5 protein-coding genes are annotated in these 17,056 nt (G+C 47.2%); 4 read left to right on the plus strand and 1 reads right to left on the minus strand.

Annotated elements, in window-relative coordinates; translation table 11 throughout:
• Position 1 precedes the first annotated feature (1 nt).
• On the minus strand, positions 2-10,273 hold the full coding sequence (locus BLR32_RS04995; protein ID WP_089829135.1) for an Ig-like domain-containing protein: 10,272 nt from the start codon (positions 10,271-10,273) through the stop codon (positions 2-4).
• 728 nt (positions 10,274-11,001) lie between these two features.
• On the opposite strand from BLR32_RS04995, the gene BLR32_RS05000 reads away from it, so the two are divergent.
• From BLR32_RS05000 to BLR32_RS05015, 4 genes are all read left to right on the plus strand, one after another.
• The gene (locus BLR32_RS05000; RefSeq protein ID WP_089829137.1) at positions 11,002-13,581 is read left to right on the plus strand and encodes an NACHT domain-containing protein; all 2,580 of its coding nucleotides are present in this window, start codon (positions 11,002-11,004) and stop codon (positions 13,579-13,581) included.
• 100 nt (positions 13,582-13,681) lie between these two features.
• A complete protein-coding gene (locus BLR32_RS05005) occupies positions 13,682-14,602 on the plus strand; it encodes a transglutaminase domain-containing protein (RefSeq protein WP_245705355.1) in 921 nt (306 codons plus the stop codon).
• Positions 14,603-14,621: 19 nt separating this feature from the next.
• Positions 14,622-16,466 (plus strand): chloride channel protein, encoded by a 1,845-nt coding sequence (locus tag BLR32_RS05010; protein WP_089829141.1) that lies wholly within the window; start codon positions 14,622-14,624, stop codon positions 16,464-16,466.
• 40 nt (positions 16,467-16,506) lie between these two features.
• Positions 16,507-17,055, plus strand: coding sequence for an NAD(P)H-dependent oxidoreductase (locus BLR32_RS05015; protein ID WP_089829143.1), 549 nt, complete (start codon positions 16,507-16,509; stop codon positions 17,053-17,055).
• The last annotated feature ends 1 nt before the right edge of the window (position 17,056 follow it).

Consider the following 17,056-nt stretch of genomic DNA (forward strand, 5'->3'; position numbering starts at 1 on the left):
ATTAGCGGACGATTGTAACGGTTCCTTTCTTATCTACTACAGTACCATCCTGGAGGGTAGCGCGGAGCACGTAGATGTAAACACCCACAGGCTGCTGACGTCCACCCATAGTACCATCCCATCCTACACGCTGGTCTTTGGTCTCAAATATCTGCTGACCAAACTGGTTGTAGTATCTCACTACTATGTTCGCAATGGTATTTCCATATACATAATGCACATCATTCATTCCATCTCCGTTTGGTGTGAACACATTTGGTACAAAGATGTTGTTGCCCTGCGGGTTCTCTGTTGTACCTGTCACCGCGTCGGAGAGTGCACTGGTTTCACAATCTGCGTTACCGACTGCCTTTACACGGATGGTTACTGACTGTGCAGGCGCTAAACCGGAAACAACATGTGCAAGCCCTTCGGCGCCGGAACTTGGAACAACATAGGTCACTCCGTTATCCAATGTTACCTGGTAAGCTATTGCGCCCGGTACTGCCGTCCAGGTAAAGGTTACCTGTGTCGGTGTTTTCTCGGTTACAGTTATCACCGGTGGCGCCAGTGGTTCGAGGATATTCACCTGTACAGCTGTTCTGGAAGGACTGATGCAACCAGCTTCTGTTACCGCCTCTACATAGTAGGTTGTATTCTGATTGAGGGCAGGAGTGATGAATGTAGCACCAGCTGCTATCAGTGCACCACCTGTAGCTGTCGTATACCAGCGGAAGCCTGCATTTGCGGTTGTCGATGTAGCGGCGAGTGTTGCCATGTTACCCGGACAGATACCTGCTTCATTACCGGTTACGGTTGGATTACCAGCCGAAGCATTTACTGTTATACTTACAGGCGTACGGGTAGTGCTGGTACAACCGGAAGTATTCGTTGCGTCTACATAGTAAGTGGTGTTTGCTGTAATTGCCGGTGTCATTATAGAACTACCTGTTGCTACCGGTGTACCACCTGTCAGGCTGGTATACCAGCGGTATGTCAGGCTAACACTTGGATTTTGTATGCTTAGCGTAGCTATTTGGTTCGGACATACTGTTGATACCGTATTGCCGGAGATTACCGGCGCCGATGGTGTAACATTGACCGTTACCGGCACGATGGTACGGCTCTGACTTATACAACCACCTGTAGCTGCTTCTACGTAGTAAGTTGTATTAGCGCTCAATTGCTCAGTAGTAAAGGCCGCACCGATGAAGATAGGAGTACCTCCTGTAGCTGCTGTATACCATTTGTAACTGATACCTGCCAGCGGATCTTTCACGTTGAGTACTGCAGATTGGCCTGCGCATATTGTTGTACCGTCTGCCAATGGCGCGTCGATGGTATTCACTACTGTTGCAGTTACGCCCTTCCTTGCCTGGCTGCTGCAACCCGAACCATTCAATGCTTCTACATAGAATGTAGTATTACTGTTCAATGCTGCCGTTGTGTATTCAGGACCGGAAGCGAGCAGGGTACCGTTAGCCGGAGCATCATACCAGCGATAGGTCAGTGCTGCATCGGGGTTGGACACATTGAATGTAGCTGTCCCGCCTACACAGGTGATTACATTTGCTGCAACAACATCCGGTGTTGGCGCTGCTGCGTCTACTGTAATACTTGCTGCTGCACGGCTGGCGCTCACACAGGTTGCACCTAATGTGGCCTGCACATAGTAGCTGGCATCTGCGTTCACAGCTGTTACAGTGAAGGAATTCCCCGTGAATACCAACGTACCGCCTGTTGGCGCGTTGAACCACTGGTAAGTGATCCCCGCCTGTGGGTTTTGTACTGACAAGGTCACATCCTGACCGGCACACACCCTTACACTGGCAGCAGTCAGTACCGGTATATCGGGAGACACACCCACTGTTACTGTAACTGCAACTCGCGCGCTGGTGCCGATACACTGGTTATTAGTAGTTGTTCCATCTACGTAATAGGTAGTGGTGTTGGTAAGAGCAGGAGTTGTGAACTCAGGACCGTATTCTACCGGCGTACCACCTGTAGCCACAGTATACCAACTATACAGCATACCATTTGTACTGGAAGTTACGCGCAGCGTTGCGGTCTCTCCCGTACAGATACTTACATTGTTTGACTCAAGTACCGGCACCGGAGGCGCAGTAGATACAAAAATGGCCGCCTCAGCTCTTGCAGGACTGGTACAATTACCATTCACAGCCTCTACATAGTAGTTTACTGCTGCGTTGACAACCGGCGTAGTAAAGCTGCTGCCTGTAGCAATCGGAGTTCCTCCTGTTGCCGTTGTGTACCAGCGATAAGTGAATGCCGGATCAGGATTCTTTACAAACAAAGTCACATTATCGCCAGCACATATTATTATTGGATTAGTGAAAGTCAGTACTGGTACATCCGGAGATACTCCTACCGTTACAGTAGCTGGCACTCTGGCACTTGTACCCGTACACTGGTTATTAGTGTTTACTGCTTCTACATAGTAAGTTGTGGTATTGTTAAGAACAGGAGTCGTGAACTCCGGCCCGCTGGCTACCGGTGTGCCGCCAGTAGCAACAGTATACCAGTTATAGGTCACACCGGTTGTGCCGGAAACGACGCGAAGTGTTGCGGTACCACCAGTACAGGTGCTTACGTTGTCAGATTCAAGTACGGGCACCGGAGGAGTGGTAGAAACAATAGCGCTGGCGGCAACTCTTGCACTTGCCTGGCCACATGCTGAGCTGTTGCTGCTTGCCTCCACATAGTACACTGTGGTAGCAGAAAGCATCGGAGTGGTGAATGTAGTACCTGTTTCAACGGCCGTACCACCAGTCAAAGTAGTATACCATTTGTAGGTAATGCCTGCCGTAGCCGATGTCACTTTAAAGGTGGCCGTACTGCCCGCACAGATATTAACATTCTGATCTTCCAGCACAGGAGCGGGCGCATTACCACCTACAGTTACAGTTGCTTTCACCCTTGAAGACAGGGTACAAGCACCATTGCCTGTCTCTACATAAAATGCCGTATCTGCATTCAGTGCATTGGTGACATATGTAGTACCTGTAAATAACAGTGTACCACCTGTCGGTGCGCTATACCAGCGGGTCTGAATATTCTGACCTGTTACGGTAGCCGTCAGGGTTGCCTGCTGACCTGCGCAGATCGCAGCGTTGTTTACAGTAGGCGCTACCAGTCCAGGTACCACACTTACCGTTACAGACACTCTGTTTGGATTAGCGCAATCATTGCTGGTGCGCACACTCTGTACATAATATGTTTTCGTAGCTGTCAGCACCGGTGTAACGAAGGACGCACCTTCAAACACCTTTTGTCCGCCAACAGGAGCATCATACCATTCCAGTCTGGCTACTGAACTGGCTGTTGCTGTCAGCGTAGCAGTATTGCCACTACAGATAGTAACATTACGTGCCGCTACTATCGGAGCCGACACCTGCCTTGTTGCATAATAGATATATGCTTTCACCAGTGCCGTTATTACACCTCCTCTCAGGCGTACCTGTACACGGTCATAAGCGGCACCCGGCGCAAAGGCTACTGTGAATTTGTCGCTGCCGTTCAAGAGCCTGATGCTCAGGTTACCATTATTCAACAACATGGCGTCATTGTTGGCAGTCGCGCCGTTAAAGCTGGACACCTCCAGGGCACTTAGCAAACTTGCATCGATCACCTGGGCTGGCAGTTCCATTACAATACGCACGCTATCACCTGCAGCGGCTACTTCAGGGAAAATGAGGCTTTGCTGTACGCTGCCTCCGCCGGCTGCCAGTGGTACTGACAATATTGAATAGTTATTGACATCAGCATCTGTCGTATTCTGTGCATCTACTACTGAGCAAAGCGCACAGACAGCCGTGGTACTGTTTATCTGTGCGTTTGCAAAATCACAGACAGTATTCGGTACTACAGTTACCGTTAATGGTACGGCAGTACGCTGACCAGGGCATCCGCCTGCACCTGCCACTGCTTCAACATAGTAGGTGATACCACTTGTCAGGGCTGGCGTTGTAAACACTGCTCCGGTAAATACAGGGCTACCGCCGGTAGCAACTGTATACCAGTTAAATACTACGCCTGGCGTTGCGGAACTTGCAGTAAGTATGGCTGACTGACCAGACACCACTTCTCCATTCACAGGTACTGTTGTTACAGTCGGAGCAGCAGGTACCTGGTTTACGATAACAACTGCTGCCGTCCTCGATGCACTTGCACAGGCACCTGCAGCTGCTTCCACATAATAAGTGGTTGATGATGTCAATACTGGTGTCTGGAATGATGCACCTACAAATACCGGCGTGCCGCCGGTCGCTGTTGTATACCAGCGGAATGCTGCACCCGGAGTAGCAGAAGTAGCTGTCAGTTCCGCGCTATTGTTTGCACAAATAGTCACATTACCTGTAGTCACTACCGGTGCATCCGGTCTGCCAACGATATTAACTGTTACCATCTTACGGGTCGTATTGGTACAACCAGTAGCATTGGAAGCTTCAATATAATAGGCTGTGGTAGCAGTCAGGTTAGGTGTTGTATAAGAAGGGCCTGTGAACAGCAAGGTGCCACCTGCCGGAGCAGTGTACCAGCGGTAGATCACACCGGCTACCGGTTCCACATTAAAGGTGGCTTTACTGCCGCTGCAAATAGCCAGCGCAGTCGTATCCAGTACAGGTACCCCTGGTACAGGATCTACAATTGCCGTTACCGCTACACGCTGCGGGTTAGGGCAGTTCAAACTTGTTTTAACCACCTCTACATAGTAAGTAGTATTGGCTGTCAATACCGGCGTCTGATAACTTGTACCGGTAGAAATAGCGTTCCCACCTGTAGCGGTTGTATACCAGCGGAAGGAAACATTCGCCGGACCACTTGCCGTCAGTGTAGCACGATTACCGGTACATACGGTATCTCCTTTCACTACCGGTAGTCCTGCCACACGGCTCGCGAAATGTACATTCACTTCGGTCAGGGCGGAAACGGTGCCGGATCTGAGACGTATTACAAGCCTGTCAAACAGCGCTTTAGGCTTAAAGCCCGCCATCAGCTGCTGATTACCTCCCAGTATGGTCAGTTTAATAAGCGGGTTATTCAGGGCAATGAAATCATTATTGGAAACTGCTCCATTGTATGAACCTATTTCAACGCCTGCCAGCAATCCGATATCTACCAGCGCACTGTCGAGAGAGAGTGCTACTATTACACTGTCGGCTGGCTCGCTGATCTGCGGGAAGATCAATGTCTGCTGTACATACCCGTTCAGGAGTCCCAGGACTACATGCAGTGTGGATTTAGAAAGCGTACTATTATCAACTGACAGGGTTGGATTTTCAACATAACAACCGACACAGAGGCCATTCGCACTGTTTTCCTGGCTGGTAGCTGCATCACATGGGATGTCGTTGCTACCCGCCACTACAGTAGCAGTTACGGATACTCTCGGACCACTTTTACAACCGCCGGCATTTACCGCCTCCACCGTGTAGGTAGTGGTAGCAGCCAAAGGACCGGTATTGAACACAGCTCCGGTGAAGATCGAATCTCCGGCCATGCTGTACCATTTGTAGATCACGTTGGCACCCGTTGCATTTGCCGTAAAGATGGCGCCCTGGCCACGGAGAATAGACGTAGCCGGCGGCGTTACGGTGAGATTACCGGGAGCCGGACTTACCGTTACCGGTACTCTTGTCCTGGTAGTGCTCTTACAACCATTATCATCTGCTTCCACATAGAAAGCAGTATCTGCCGTCAGAATATTAGTAGTGTAGTTTGCGGTGGATGCCAGCAGTGTACCACCTGTTGCTGCGGAATACCAGCGGAATGTAGCTCCCGCAGGCGCTGTTGCCAGCAGTGTAACCGGATTACCGGCGCAGGCACTTTTTCCGGCGGCAGTAGGTGCAGCAGGGGTTGTACCTACGTTTACACTGACTGGTGTCCTGACAGGGTTAGCACAACCAAAGCGGCTGGCCTCCACATAATAGGTAGCGGAAGCTGTCAGTACCGGGGTAACATAAGTACCATTTGCAGATAGTGGCGTACCTCCTACAGCAGTAGCATACCAGGCCAGATCTGCACCGTTGGCAGATGTTGCAGTTAATGTAGCGGTGTTACCACTGCATAGATTCACAGTTGCCGTAACCTGCGCTCTCTGTGTCACTACAGCCGCAAAATAGACCTTCACGCGGGTCAGCGCTGTCAGGAGACCATTAATACTTACCAGTACTCCATTGAATGCCTTGGTAACCGGCAGTGTTACGCGGAACTTATTGCCGGTGTTCAGGAACATGAGATGCACTGCGGGATTATTCAGGAATATAGCGTCTCCATTAGCTGTATTGCCATTGTAGGTTTCCAGTCTCACTCCACCCAGCAATGCAGCATCTGCCACCTGACCAGGAATTTCCAGGTCCAGTGTAACGCTGTCACCCGCAGGGTATGTATTACCAAACCGTAATAACTGCCCTACATATCCAACTGCACTCAGGGTAGAAGTAATCGTAGATGCCGAATTGGAGTTCTGGTCTACTGCCAGTGCCGGATCAGCTACAGAGCATAACAGACAGATACCTGCAATGACAGGACTTACCTGCTGCGCAGCATAGCTACATGGCGTCGGTTCATTAGGCCTGTTGATTTCCGCCCGCACAGCAGTACGTGTCGGACTGGTACAGTTATTTACCGGATCTCTTACTTCTACATAATAGACTGCGTCAGCAGTCAATGCAGGAGTAGTGTAAGAGGTGGCATTACCCTGTAACAAGGTACCGCCGGCAGGCGCATTATACCAGTTATATTGATATGCCGGATTAGGATTATTAATAGTGAATGTAGCCGTCTGTCCACTGTTGATCGTACTTACAGCCGGTGTTACCAATGGTTGTGGTAAACCGACAATCACATATACTGGTTTCCTCACCGGATCAGCACAACCTGAAGAAGAAACCGCTTCAACATAATAGATAGCATTGGTCACGCCACTTACCTGATAGGTAGCATTGGTAGAAAGTACGCTACCTCCAACAGGCTGGTTATACCAACGGAAAGACGTGCCAGGCCCTGTAGCCCTGAGCGTAGCTGTGCCGCCCTGGCATACATAAACAGTATCTTTTTCCACGGTAGGTACACCGGCAAACATCTGCGCTGAATAGACCTTCAGTTCGATGAGCCCTGCCAGCTGACCAATCAGCTTAATATTAACCCTGTCAAAGGGTTTACCAGGACCAAAAGAGTAGATCAGGTCCCTGTTGCCATTCAGCAGCTTAAGATTCAGCATTTCCGGGCTGAGGGTCACTGCATCATTATTCGAAGTGGTATTATTGGATGAAGAGATCTGGATACCGGTTAAGAGGCCCAGATCTGCTAATCCAGTAACAAACCCAAGTTTAATACGCACACTATCGCCGGCTGTACCGGTAGTAGGGAAGATGAGCGATTGCTGTATGTTACCGCCCACTCCCAGCACGGTATGCATCACAGATGCTGTTGCCGTGCTGTTATCTACTGCAGAATCCTGTTTTTGCACAAAACAGCCAATGCAAAGACCACTTGTAGTGATCTGCTGGCTGGTGGCGCCGCCACAGTCAATATCGCCAGGAGTTTCCGGTCCGCTATCGCCATTAAGTGTAACCGCAACAGGCGTACGCAGGCTCTTGCAGCCAGGGTTGCCCTGTAAGACTGCCTCTGCATAGTAGGTTGCGTTCCCTGTTACGGGAGGGGAGGTAAACTGTGTACCAACAAATACGGGAGTGCCGCCCGTTGGAACGCTGTACCAATTATAGATGTAACCGGGATTAGGGCTAACCACACTAAATGTAGGTGTGGCGCCTTGCACTACCGAGGCAGAAGATGGTGTCACTACCACTCCGGGCAGGCCTGTTTTCACCTGCACCGGTGTGCGCCTTTCACTACCACAACTGTCAGCGCCGGCGGCTTCTACGAAATAGGTAGTGTCTTTTGTAATAACCGGGGTAGTGAATGATGGGCCATAACCCACCGGAGCACCACCTGTGTAAGAGGTGTACCAGCGCAGGGTATAACCGGCAGGGCCAGTGGCGCTCAATATCGCAGGACTTCCGCTACAGGTAAATATGTTTCCGGCAGCTACCTGTGCGACCGGAGTGACTATCTGTGCATAATATACGTTCAGTACAGTAATTGCACCAACCAGTGTGTTTAGGCGGATCTCAACCCTGTCAAAAGTCTTATTGGCAACAAAAGTGTAGGCATTCTGCTGTACGCCGTTTAAGATACGTGCTGTCAGCAGATCGCTCTGAAGACTGCCCATCTCAGCGTCTGTTGGTCTTGCACCATTTCCGAGACCGACACCGATACTTCCGAGCAGACTCAGATCAAGCACTCCGGTAGTGGTACCAAGGCCCAGACGTACAGTGTCTCCGGCTTTACCTGCAATCGGGAATACCAGGTCCTGGTAAACATATCCTAATGCGCCTACTCCCAAACGCACAGTAGATGCGGTTGCGGGATTATTATCCACGGCCAGGGCGGGGTTATCTACAGTACATAATAAACAGGCAATACCTCCTGTGCCAGCACTCTGGGTCTGAGAACCACTGCAGCTTAGCTGTCCGTTACCACTGGCATTGTTCACATTCACCGCAACTGCTGTTCTGGTGATGCTGACCAGACCATCAGCAGGAGAAATAGCTTCTACGTAATAAGTTTTGTTCTGGAATAAGGGAGGCGTTTTAAAACTGCTACCTGTGTATATTGGCGAGCCTCCTTCCGGTGTTTCATACCAGTTGAAGATAGCGCCGGGGATGTTGGGCAATGTAGCATTGAGGGTAGCGGTTGCTCCTGCGTTAATAGTAGCAGGACTTGGCGCAACCGTTACCGGTGTCATTGCGATAGCCTCATAGATATATATAGAATTACTTGCGCCCAGGAGGCTGCTGACATCTATCTGTGCGGCATCGAAGTTATGTGATACAGGTATGGCTATCCTGACCCTTCTGATGCCATTTATTCCCTGAAGGATATGATAATCCAACAGGAAATCCGTCAGCATCCGTCCGTCATTGTTACTTACATTATTCAGGGACGTTGTCACCTTAATACTTCCCAGCACTGATGCATCTGCCAGGATATCAGCCTCGGCACCCAATATCAGAATAATACTATCGCCGCTGTGATATATACCGGGGAAAGAGATCTTTTGTCCTAATGTTGCGGCAATACCTAAAGGCAATGATAAATGGGAGGCTGTAGTCGTATCTCCATCTGCAGCAAATGCCGGATTCTGTGTATTACACAGGGCACAGGCCACACCACCCATAATAGGGGCCTGCTGGCCTGTACCATATGTCCATAGCGGACCAGTACCGCCACCAATAGTCACAGGTACTGCAGTCCTTATCAGGCTTGCTGTACCGGCATTATCTTCTGCCTCCACATAGTAGGTTGTATTACGGGTAAGAGAAGGGGTCGTAAATGCTCCGGGGCCGGTGAAAATGGGCGATCCTCCCTGCGGAGTGGTATACCAACGGAACACCGGATTTGAGATACGGATAGAAGGCGTTAAAGTGATGGGGGTATTATACGCAGTTTTAGCCGGCTGCGGTAGTGCCGTTACCGGTATCATTGCTGCTACTTCATACAGTTTTAATGCACCGGATATGCCAACCAGACCTCCGAAATCAACCTGTATGCCATCGAAAGTTTTAGTAGCGGGTATGGTCACACGGAACTTTCGGGCATTATTCAAACCTATGCCCAACAGTTCCAGTTTTACTACTGCTGCATCGAGATTTACGCCATCATTGTTAGATACCGCCGGACCATCAATGCTGTTATTATAGGTAGTCACTTTCACTCTTGGCAGGACCACTCCTGCCAGATCTTCTGTAGGCGCTTCCAGGAACAGGACGATACTATCTCCCGCCTGATACACACCAGACAATTTTACAAATTGTCCTATAGTACCAATAACGCCGAGTGGAACTGTTAGCGTCGAGGAGGTGGTCGTATCTCCGTCCACCGCGAGGGCTGGCGTTGTTACTGAACACGCGGCACAGGCTACACCACCGGTAACAGGACTTTGTTCCTGACCGTAACTCCAGATGGTGCCGGGATCGCCGGCAAAATAGTTGCCGTTGGTCCGCCAGGCGCTGCTCAATAAAGGAGAGTGGGGATGATAGAAAAGATAATTATCCCACCAGGTTGCCGCGTTATTTGTCAACGCGTTATTAGTTACGGGTAGTTCCTTTGCGGAAGTTTTACCCAGGGGTAACCCAACCAGCCAGACGAGATAAATAAGAATAAGCATAAAAGCTCTCATGGGGCCTTTCAGGGTAGCATTAAAATACATAATATTTAGTATTCAATTGGTTCGGGTTAGTGTGTTTTCCGGTGTAAAAAAAACATGCACACAGATTCTCCTTTAATCTTAACTCTCAGGTAGGGCAGGGGCTATGAAGCTCAGGGGATAAGGAACGGGAGTTACCAGGTTGAAATATCTGAATACACCCAAGGATCCTTATGTTGAGGATATTGAATATTGATTTTTGAAAACAACGGGGCGAAAATAGGCTGATAGGATGGTTTAAAAGAAGGTCTTTTTATTCAGTATAGAAGAGCCTGTTCATTTCGTTCATTACATGTAAATCAGGTGTTCATTTCATTCACACCCTATCAAGTCGGAGAATTATTGCTATATAAGGGATCTTATTTCAATTGCGGTAAAACGGGAATTTTATTAAAACGGTCTTCCTAAGAAAAAATTATGCGCTACTCATTATTTTTTTATTCGGAGTGCTAACCATTTTAACAGCCATGCATTAGTTAACAATGCCAATCAAATAAAATAATTTCCTCATCTGATAATTTCATCCCAAAAGAACCCGGTCGGGCAGCTATACTATCATAATCATGCACTTACATTTAATAATCAACACATAGTGCATGTTGTTCATTTTAATTTATTTTGTTCATTTCAGCCATTTGTTTCTAAACAAATCTGAATCGAAAATGGATACGTAAGTTTACCTCAGAATAACCAGAATCCATTTACTCAAAATCCATTTTTCTTGTCCCCGTATGATAGATCTCTCCTATGACTTTATCATAACATTACAGAATGAAGTATCCCGTAAGTTTGGCGCAGATACCATCACACCCAGTGATTGCAAGCGTCTTTCTGATCTTATAAGGGATGAAACGACAAAAGCGGTCAGTGAAACGACGCTTAAAAGAGTGTTTGGCTTTGCTACAACCAAGCATAGCTTCTCCCGTTATACGCTTAACACACTGGCTCAATACTGTAATTACCGGGACTGGGATGATTTTCAGGCCCAACATTATGTTCAGACAGACGGTAATGAACTGAATGACAGCAAGTGGCTGGATCTAAAGAATAAGGCCGTTACCATCTCGCATTATACCATCACCACTTTAAAGAACAGGTCGGGCGTACCATTTGCCCTGACAGTTCCCCGTCCTTCCTGCTTTGCACACATTGAACGGTTTCTTGAAAGCGACTATGCCGCCACTGCACTGATAGCGCCTTCCGGCTGGGGTAAATCTGTCACCCTCGTGCATATGGCAGAACATTTCTGGTTCAGCAAAGACGCCAAATTTAAAAAGGATATCTGTTGGTTCATTCATGCACATGCGGCTGGCAGCCTGTTATTACGGGGTTTCTCCCTGGCTACCTGGCTGGATAATCAACTGAATCTCGGTGCGGGAGAAAACTTCAGAGAGTACTTCGCCGCCCATTTTGATAAGCTACGGGGAAGACTGATATTAATAATAGACGGATTTGACGAGATCACCATTGCGGGAGACAAGCTAAAGCTGCTATACACTAAACTGGAAGAATTTGTGTACTCCAACGATCTGTTCCCCTGGGTAAAAGTGATCCTTTCTATACGCAGCAGCACCTGGTCGGATATTTTTCAGCACTCACTCCAGTATCCTGCCTTCAGGCGATACTGGTACCTGGGGCCCGAAATGGATGAAGAGACCAGTATTAACCTGCCTTCCCTTACAGAACAGGAGGTGAAATCGGTACTATATAATCACCGTATTGACCCTGCTACCGTACGTACCTTCAGCGAAGGTTTCCTGCAGAAACTGCGATACCCCTATTACCTGCAGCTGTTTTGTCAGCTGAATACAGGTCCGGGACAGCACTTCGTCAACGAACATCTCAGCCTCTTTGAGATGATCTCTAAGTTTGTACAGACCAAAGTTTTCAACTCTCCCACCAATACTTTTAAGGTCAGGATCATTGAAAAAATGTTATGGCTGCTCGATCTTGGCAAAGCAGGACAACATACCGACAAAAACCTGTTGCTGAATAAAAGTGCAGACCTTTTCCCTGCATATAAAGAACTGCTGGCAGATAATATCCTCGTAGAAGAAAACCTCAGCCAGGAGGTTATGTTCCTCGTTAAAGTGCGGTTTGCGCACCAGTTCCTGCTGGAATATTTTTCAGCCATGCATTATATCAAACAGGCCAACGACCTGATTGATGATCATATGCTGCAAAAGATCGCCAAACAGCTGCCTCCCTCGTCCTACCGGGTAGGCGTATTTAAATGGTTGCTACGTTATGCAATCAACAACGACCAACCAGAAGGGATCCATAAGATCTTTTACCTGCCTTTGAGCACAATGGAAAAATCTCACCTGCTGGAATATCTTGCGGTACACTATCAACATGAAAGCGAAAAACCGGTTGTACTGAATACTATATTCCCTCAGGGATATTTCCGTAGAAATCCATTGAGCCGTTTCATTAATGATAACTTCCTGCATTTCGGGAAAAAGCGGGTGCTCAATGCTCTTCTCGACCTGTCGGAAATGCCCGATGATAAACTGAAGATCCGCAGTATTCTTTTCTCAATGTCACTGCTACAACTGGATGCGGAACAATGTGAACAGGAGCTGAGCAATATCAAAAAGCTTATTTCCAGGGAAACGATCGACGACGAAGTATGGGTATCTCCTTATGATCTGTATCTCTTTATATATGAGTATCTCAAATTTGGGATCATCAATGAAAGCATAAAAGATAAGATCTATAACTATCCCCGTTATTTAACCGGCAGTACCAGGCATGCGCCTACCGTTGTACAGGAAATCGTATTCCGGATGACGGGTATGGCCTTCGCCCTGTTGAATGACAATACACATATATTCAATTATACGAAGCGAATATTTGAATGCTTCCCGGCAATGGTATATCAACGAACCAATACACTGCGACTGTCCCTATTGTGCTGGCAGGCGCTGGCTCACCTTGGACTTGACAATCTGCCCCTGGCGAATAAAATATGTCAGCATACAGACAAACTGATGAAGACGTACTCTTTCGATTTCACCAGCGGACGGCATATCGAAGTCTTGCAAAAGATGATCCTGGCGGAAGTATATTTTAAAGAAAAGGAATTGAACAGGGCTATCCGTACAGCAGAAGCAGCTGTCGAAATTTCACAGAAGATGGATTTCAAATTATTACTACTGACCGGTTTTAAGTTGCTTGGTAAAATGTACTCGCAGGTCCGTTTTGACAAACAATATAATCAGACCCAGCAACAAATGACGTTGATCAATAAAAGTACTTCATTTAAACATTTCGATAAGGTACTGGTCGCTGTAACTCAAACCAACTAACTACAGATCAACATATTACAAAGTATTCCGGCTATAAAAAAGAACACTTTTTACAGCGAATCACAATTTTTTACCATTCATCTGGCATAATTTTGCGTTATTGCATACCATAATGGCTATTGATGAAAGTAAATACTCTACATTCCAACACTTTCTGCTCAATCTACTGAGCCTATTGACCATTATACCATTAGCACCGTACATTAACCGGTATATTCCTACCCTGGTGATACAAGGCTGGCACATGGACATGCTTGTGGCTGTGCTGATTGCCTTCCTGTTCACCCGCTTGCTGTTATGGGTTTTTAAACCGCTGATCATCCCAGCTTTTGTGCTTGTATGTGGCATTCTGTCTATTAATTATTTCACGGACAATTATTCCTTTGTTAATGTACTGAATGATTATAAAGGGATGGTGCAGGGGAACTGGGGCGCAAAGAACAACAAACAATTCGACATCCTCAGCCTTTATCCAAGACGTGTGGAAACTTATCGTGATAAAACGGTAAGAGGCATACGGGATAAGGTCAATTATAAAGATTCTCTTGTCCGCAATTTTTCTGTCGCACACTCTGTGGAAGATTTCGACGAGTATTTTCCCAAATACGGGAAGGTGTCCCGCTATCTTGCCTTATTCCATTATATAAACAGGCATTTCAAATATGTACCTGATACACATCGTGACGAGTATTTTGCCACTCCCATGGAAACCATTCAGAATGGCCTGGGAGGGGACTGTGATGACCATTCCATCCTGATGGCCTCCTGTATGCAATCTATTGGTGCACGTTGCCGTATTGTACTCATACAGGGGCATGCCTATCCGGAACTTTATTGTGGCAGTAAAGAGGATTTTGAGATTATCAAACAGGCCATTGTTACTTTGTTTCCACAGCCTCCTGTGAGGGAGATCCATTACCACGAGATGAAAGGCGAATACTGGATAAACCTTGATTATACTGCCCGTCATCCTGGCGGTAAGTATATGAACGATAAGGTTTATGCGCTGATTGAATTATGATACAAAGAAAGCATTAGTAATGAGCCAATTCAAAACGATAAGGAAGTATTATTCTTTCTTCAGGTTTAAGCGTGATTTTGAGCAATATAGTTTAAGAAAGGTCAGAAGCTACGAGATTATTATTCACTGGCTGCATAAGGTATTAAGCAGAAGCCAGTTCCTGATATTATCCGGTATACTTGTCGGACTCGGGGCAGGAATGGCAGGAGTGGTGCTGAAGGTGCTGGTACACTATATTCACTATTTTATCACGCACAAGGTACATTTCAGTACACAGATCATTTTTTACGTCGTCTTCCCGTTCCTGGGTATTGTGCTGACCACCATGCTGGTGATCTGGGGTTTCAAAGGCCAGTCCAGAAAGGGCATTGGTCTCATTCTCTATGAAATTGCACAGAACTCCAGTCTTATTCCACCGGTAAAGATGTATTCCCAGATCATGCAGAGTGCCATCACCGTGGGGCTGGGAGGTTCTGCCGGATTGGAGAGTCCTATTGCGGTAACAGGAGCCGCTATTGGCAGCAACTATGCACGCAATTATCATCTGGGATATAAGGAAAGAACACTGTTATTGGCAGCAGGCGCCACCTCTGGTATTGCAGCTGCTTTCAATGCTCCTATTGCCGGAGTTATGTTTGCATTTGAGATATTGCTGACAGGAGTTGTTTTCTCAGACTTCATCCCCCTCATCCTGGCTGCAGTATGCGGTAGCTTATTATCAAAGATCATCCTGCAGGAAGAAGTATTATTCCATTTTGAAACCAGGCAGGCATTCAATTACCATAACGTTCCTTACTATGTTGGTTTAGGATTGTTATGCGCATTATATGCACGTTACTTTATTGTCATATCACAACGCATTGAGCATTTCATTAAAGGGCTGCAATGGTCTGCCCTTCAGAAAGCCATTTTGGGAGGTCTGATCGTATCTGTTTTATGTGTACTGATGCCCCCATTGTTTGGAGAAGGATATGCCAGCGTAAAATTACTGGCAGGGGGACATTCCGATGAAATCATTCAAAACAGCTTTTTCAGGTATATTCCTGCGCAAAGCTGGATACTGTTACTATTCACCGGTTGTATCTGTTTGCTGAAAGTATTTGCGACTGCTTTCACCATTCATAGTGGCGGTAATGGCGGTAATTTTGCCCCTTCTCTTTTTGCAGGTGGTTTCCTGGGATATTTCTTTGCCTTGTTATGCACGCATCTGGGATTCACCGACGTTCCCTTTACCAACCTGATAATTGTCGGAATGGCCGGTGTGATGAGTGGCGTGTTGTATGCACCATTGACCGCTATTTTTCTCATTGCGGAATCCAGTTCAGGATATGATCTTTTCATCCCGCTGATGATCGTATCTACCACTTCATTCCTGCTGGCAAAATGGTTTTCACCTATCTCCCCCGAGTTAAAACATCTGGCAGATACAGGAAAGATCTTCACGAAGGCACATGATAAAAACATCCTGTCCGTCCTGAAACTGGAAGAATTGGTGGAAAAAGATTTCCAGCGGATATCTTCCGATGAAACACTCAGGCAGCTGATTGAACTGGTGAAGGAGGGACATCGTAATATAATTGGTGTGGTAGGACCTGACGACCGGTTGGATGGCATTATCACGCTCGACGATATACGACAGATCATGTTCAACCCATCCCTATATGATACAATAACCATCAGACAATTGATGAAACCTCCTCTTGCGGTAATTGATCTGCATGATAATGTGGCTGATGTGATCAATAAATTCGACGCGGTACATACCTGGAATCTTCCGGTCACAGATAGTGGCCGGCTGGTAGGCTTTGTTTCCAAATCAGGTATACTTAACCAATATAGATTATTATTGCAGGAGTATTCATGATCTTAAACCGTCGGATCATGCATGAAATTTAATCCGGTTTATGGCCAAAATTCTGATCTTATTTGCGCATCCTGCATTTGAAAAATCCAGGGTGCATTCACAATTGGTGGCTGCTATACGCGGCATGCAGGGAGTGACCCTGCATGACCTTTATGAAGTGTATCCTGATATGAATATTGATGTGAGACATGAACAATCCCTGCTCTTGCAGCACGATATCATACTGTTTCAGCATCCTTTATACTGGTACAGCGCTCCTGCCATCATCAAACAATGGCAGGACCTCGTTTTGGAACACGGCTGGGCCTATGGACGTACAGGTACCGCACTTCGGGGTAAAATAGCCGGTAACGTGATTTCAGCCGGCGCCCAGGAGGAGTCATACAGCAAAGAGGGATGGCATCATTATACGATTCACGACTTTCTTTTGCCATTCAGGCAAACAGCAACGCTGTGCAACATGCAATATCTCGAACCTTTTGTTGTTTACGGAACACACCGGCTTTCCTATACCGGCATCCTGGAGCAGGCCGTTTCCTATAAGCAAATGCTGGAAAGGCTAAGAGACGGACAACCAAAAATTCAATGAC

Source organism: Chitinophaga filiformis (genome assembly GCF_900102545.1).
In the GTDB taxonomy this organism is placed as follows: Bacteria; Bacteroidota; Bacteroidia; order Chitinophagales; family Chitinophagaceae; genus Chitinophaga; species Chitinophaga filiformis.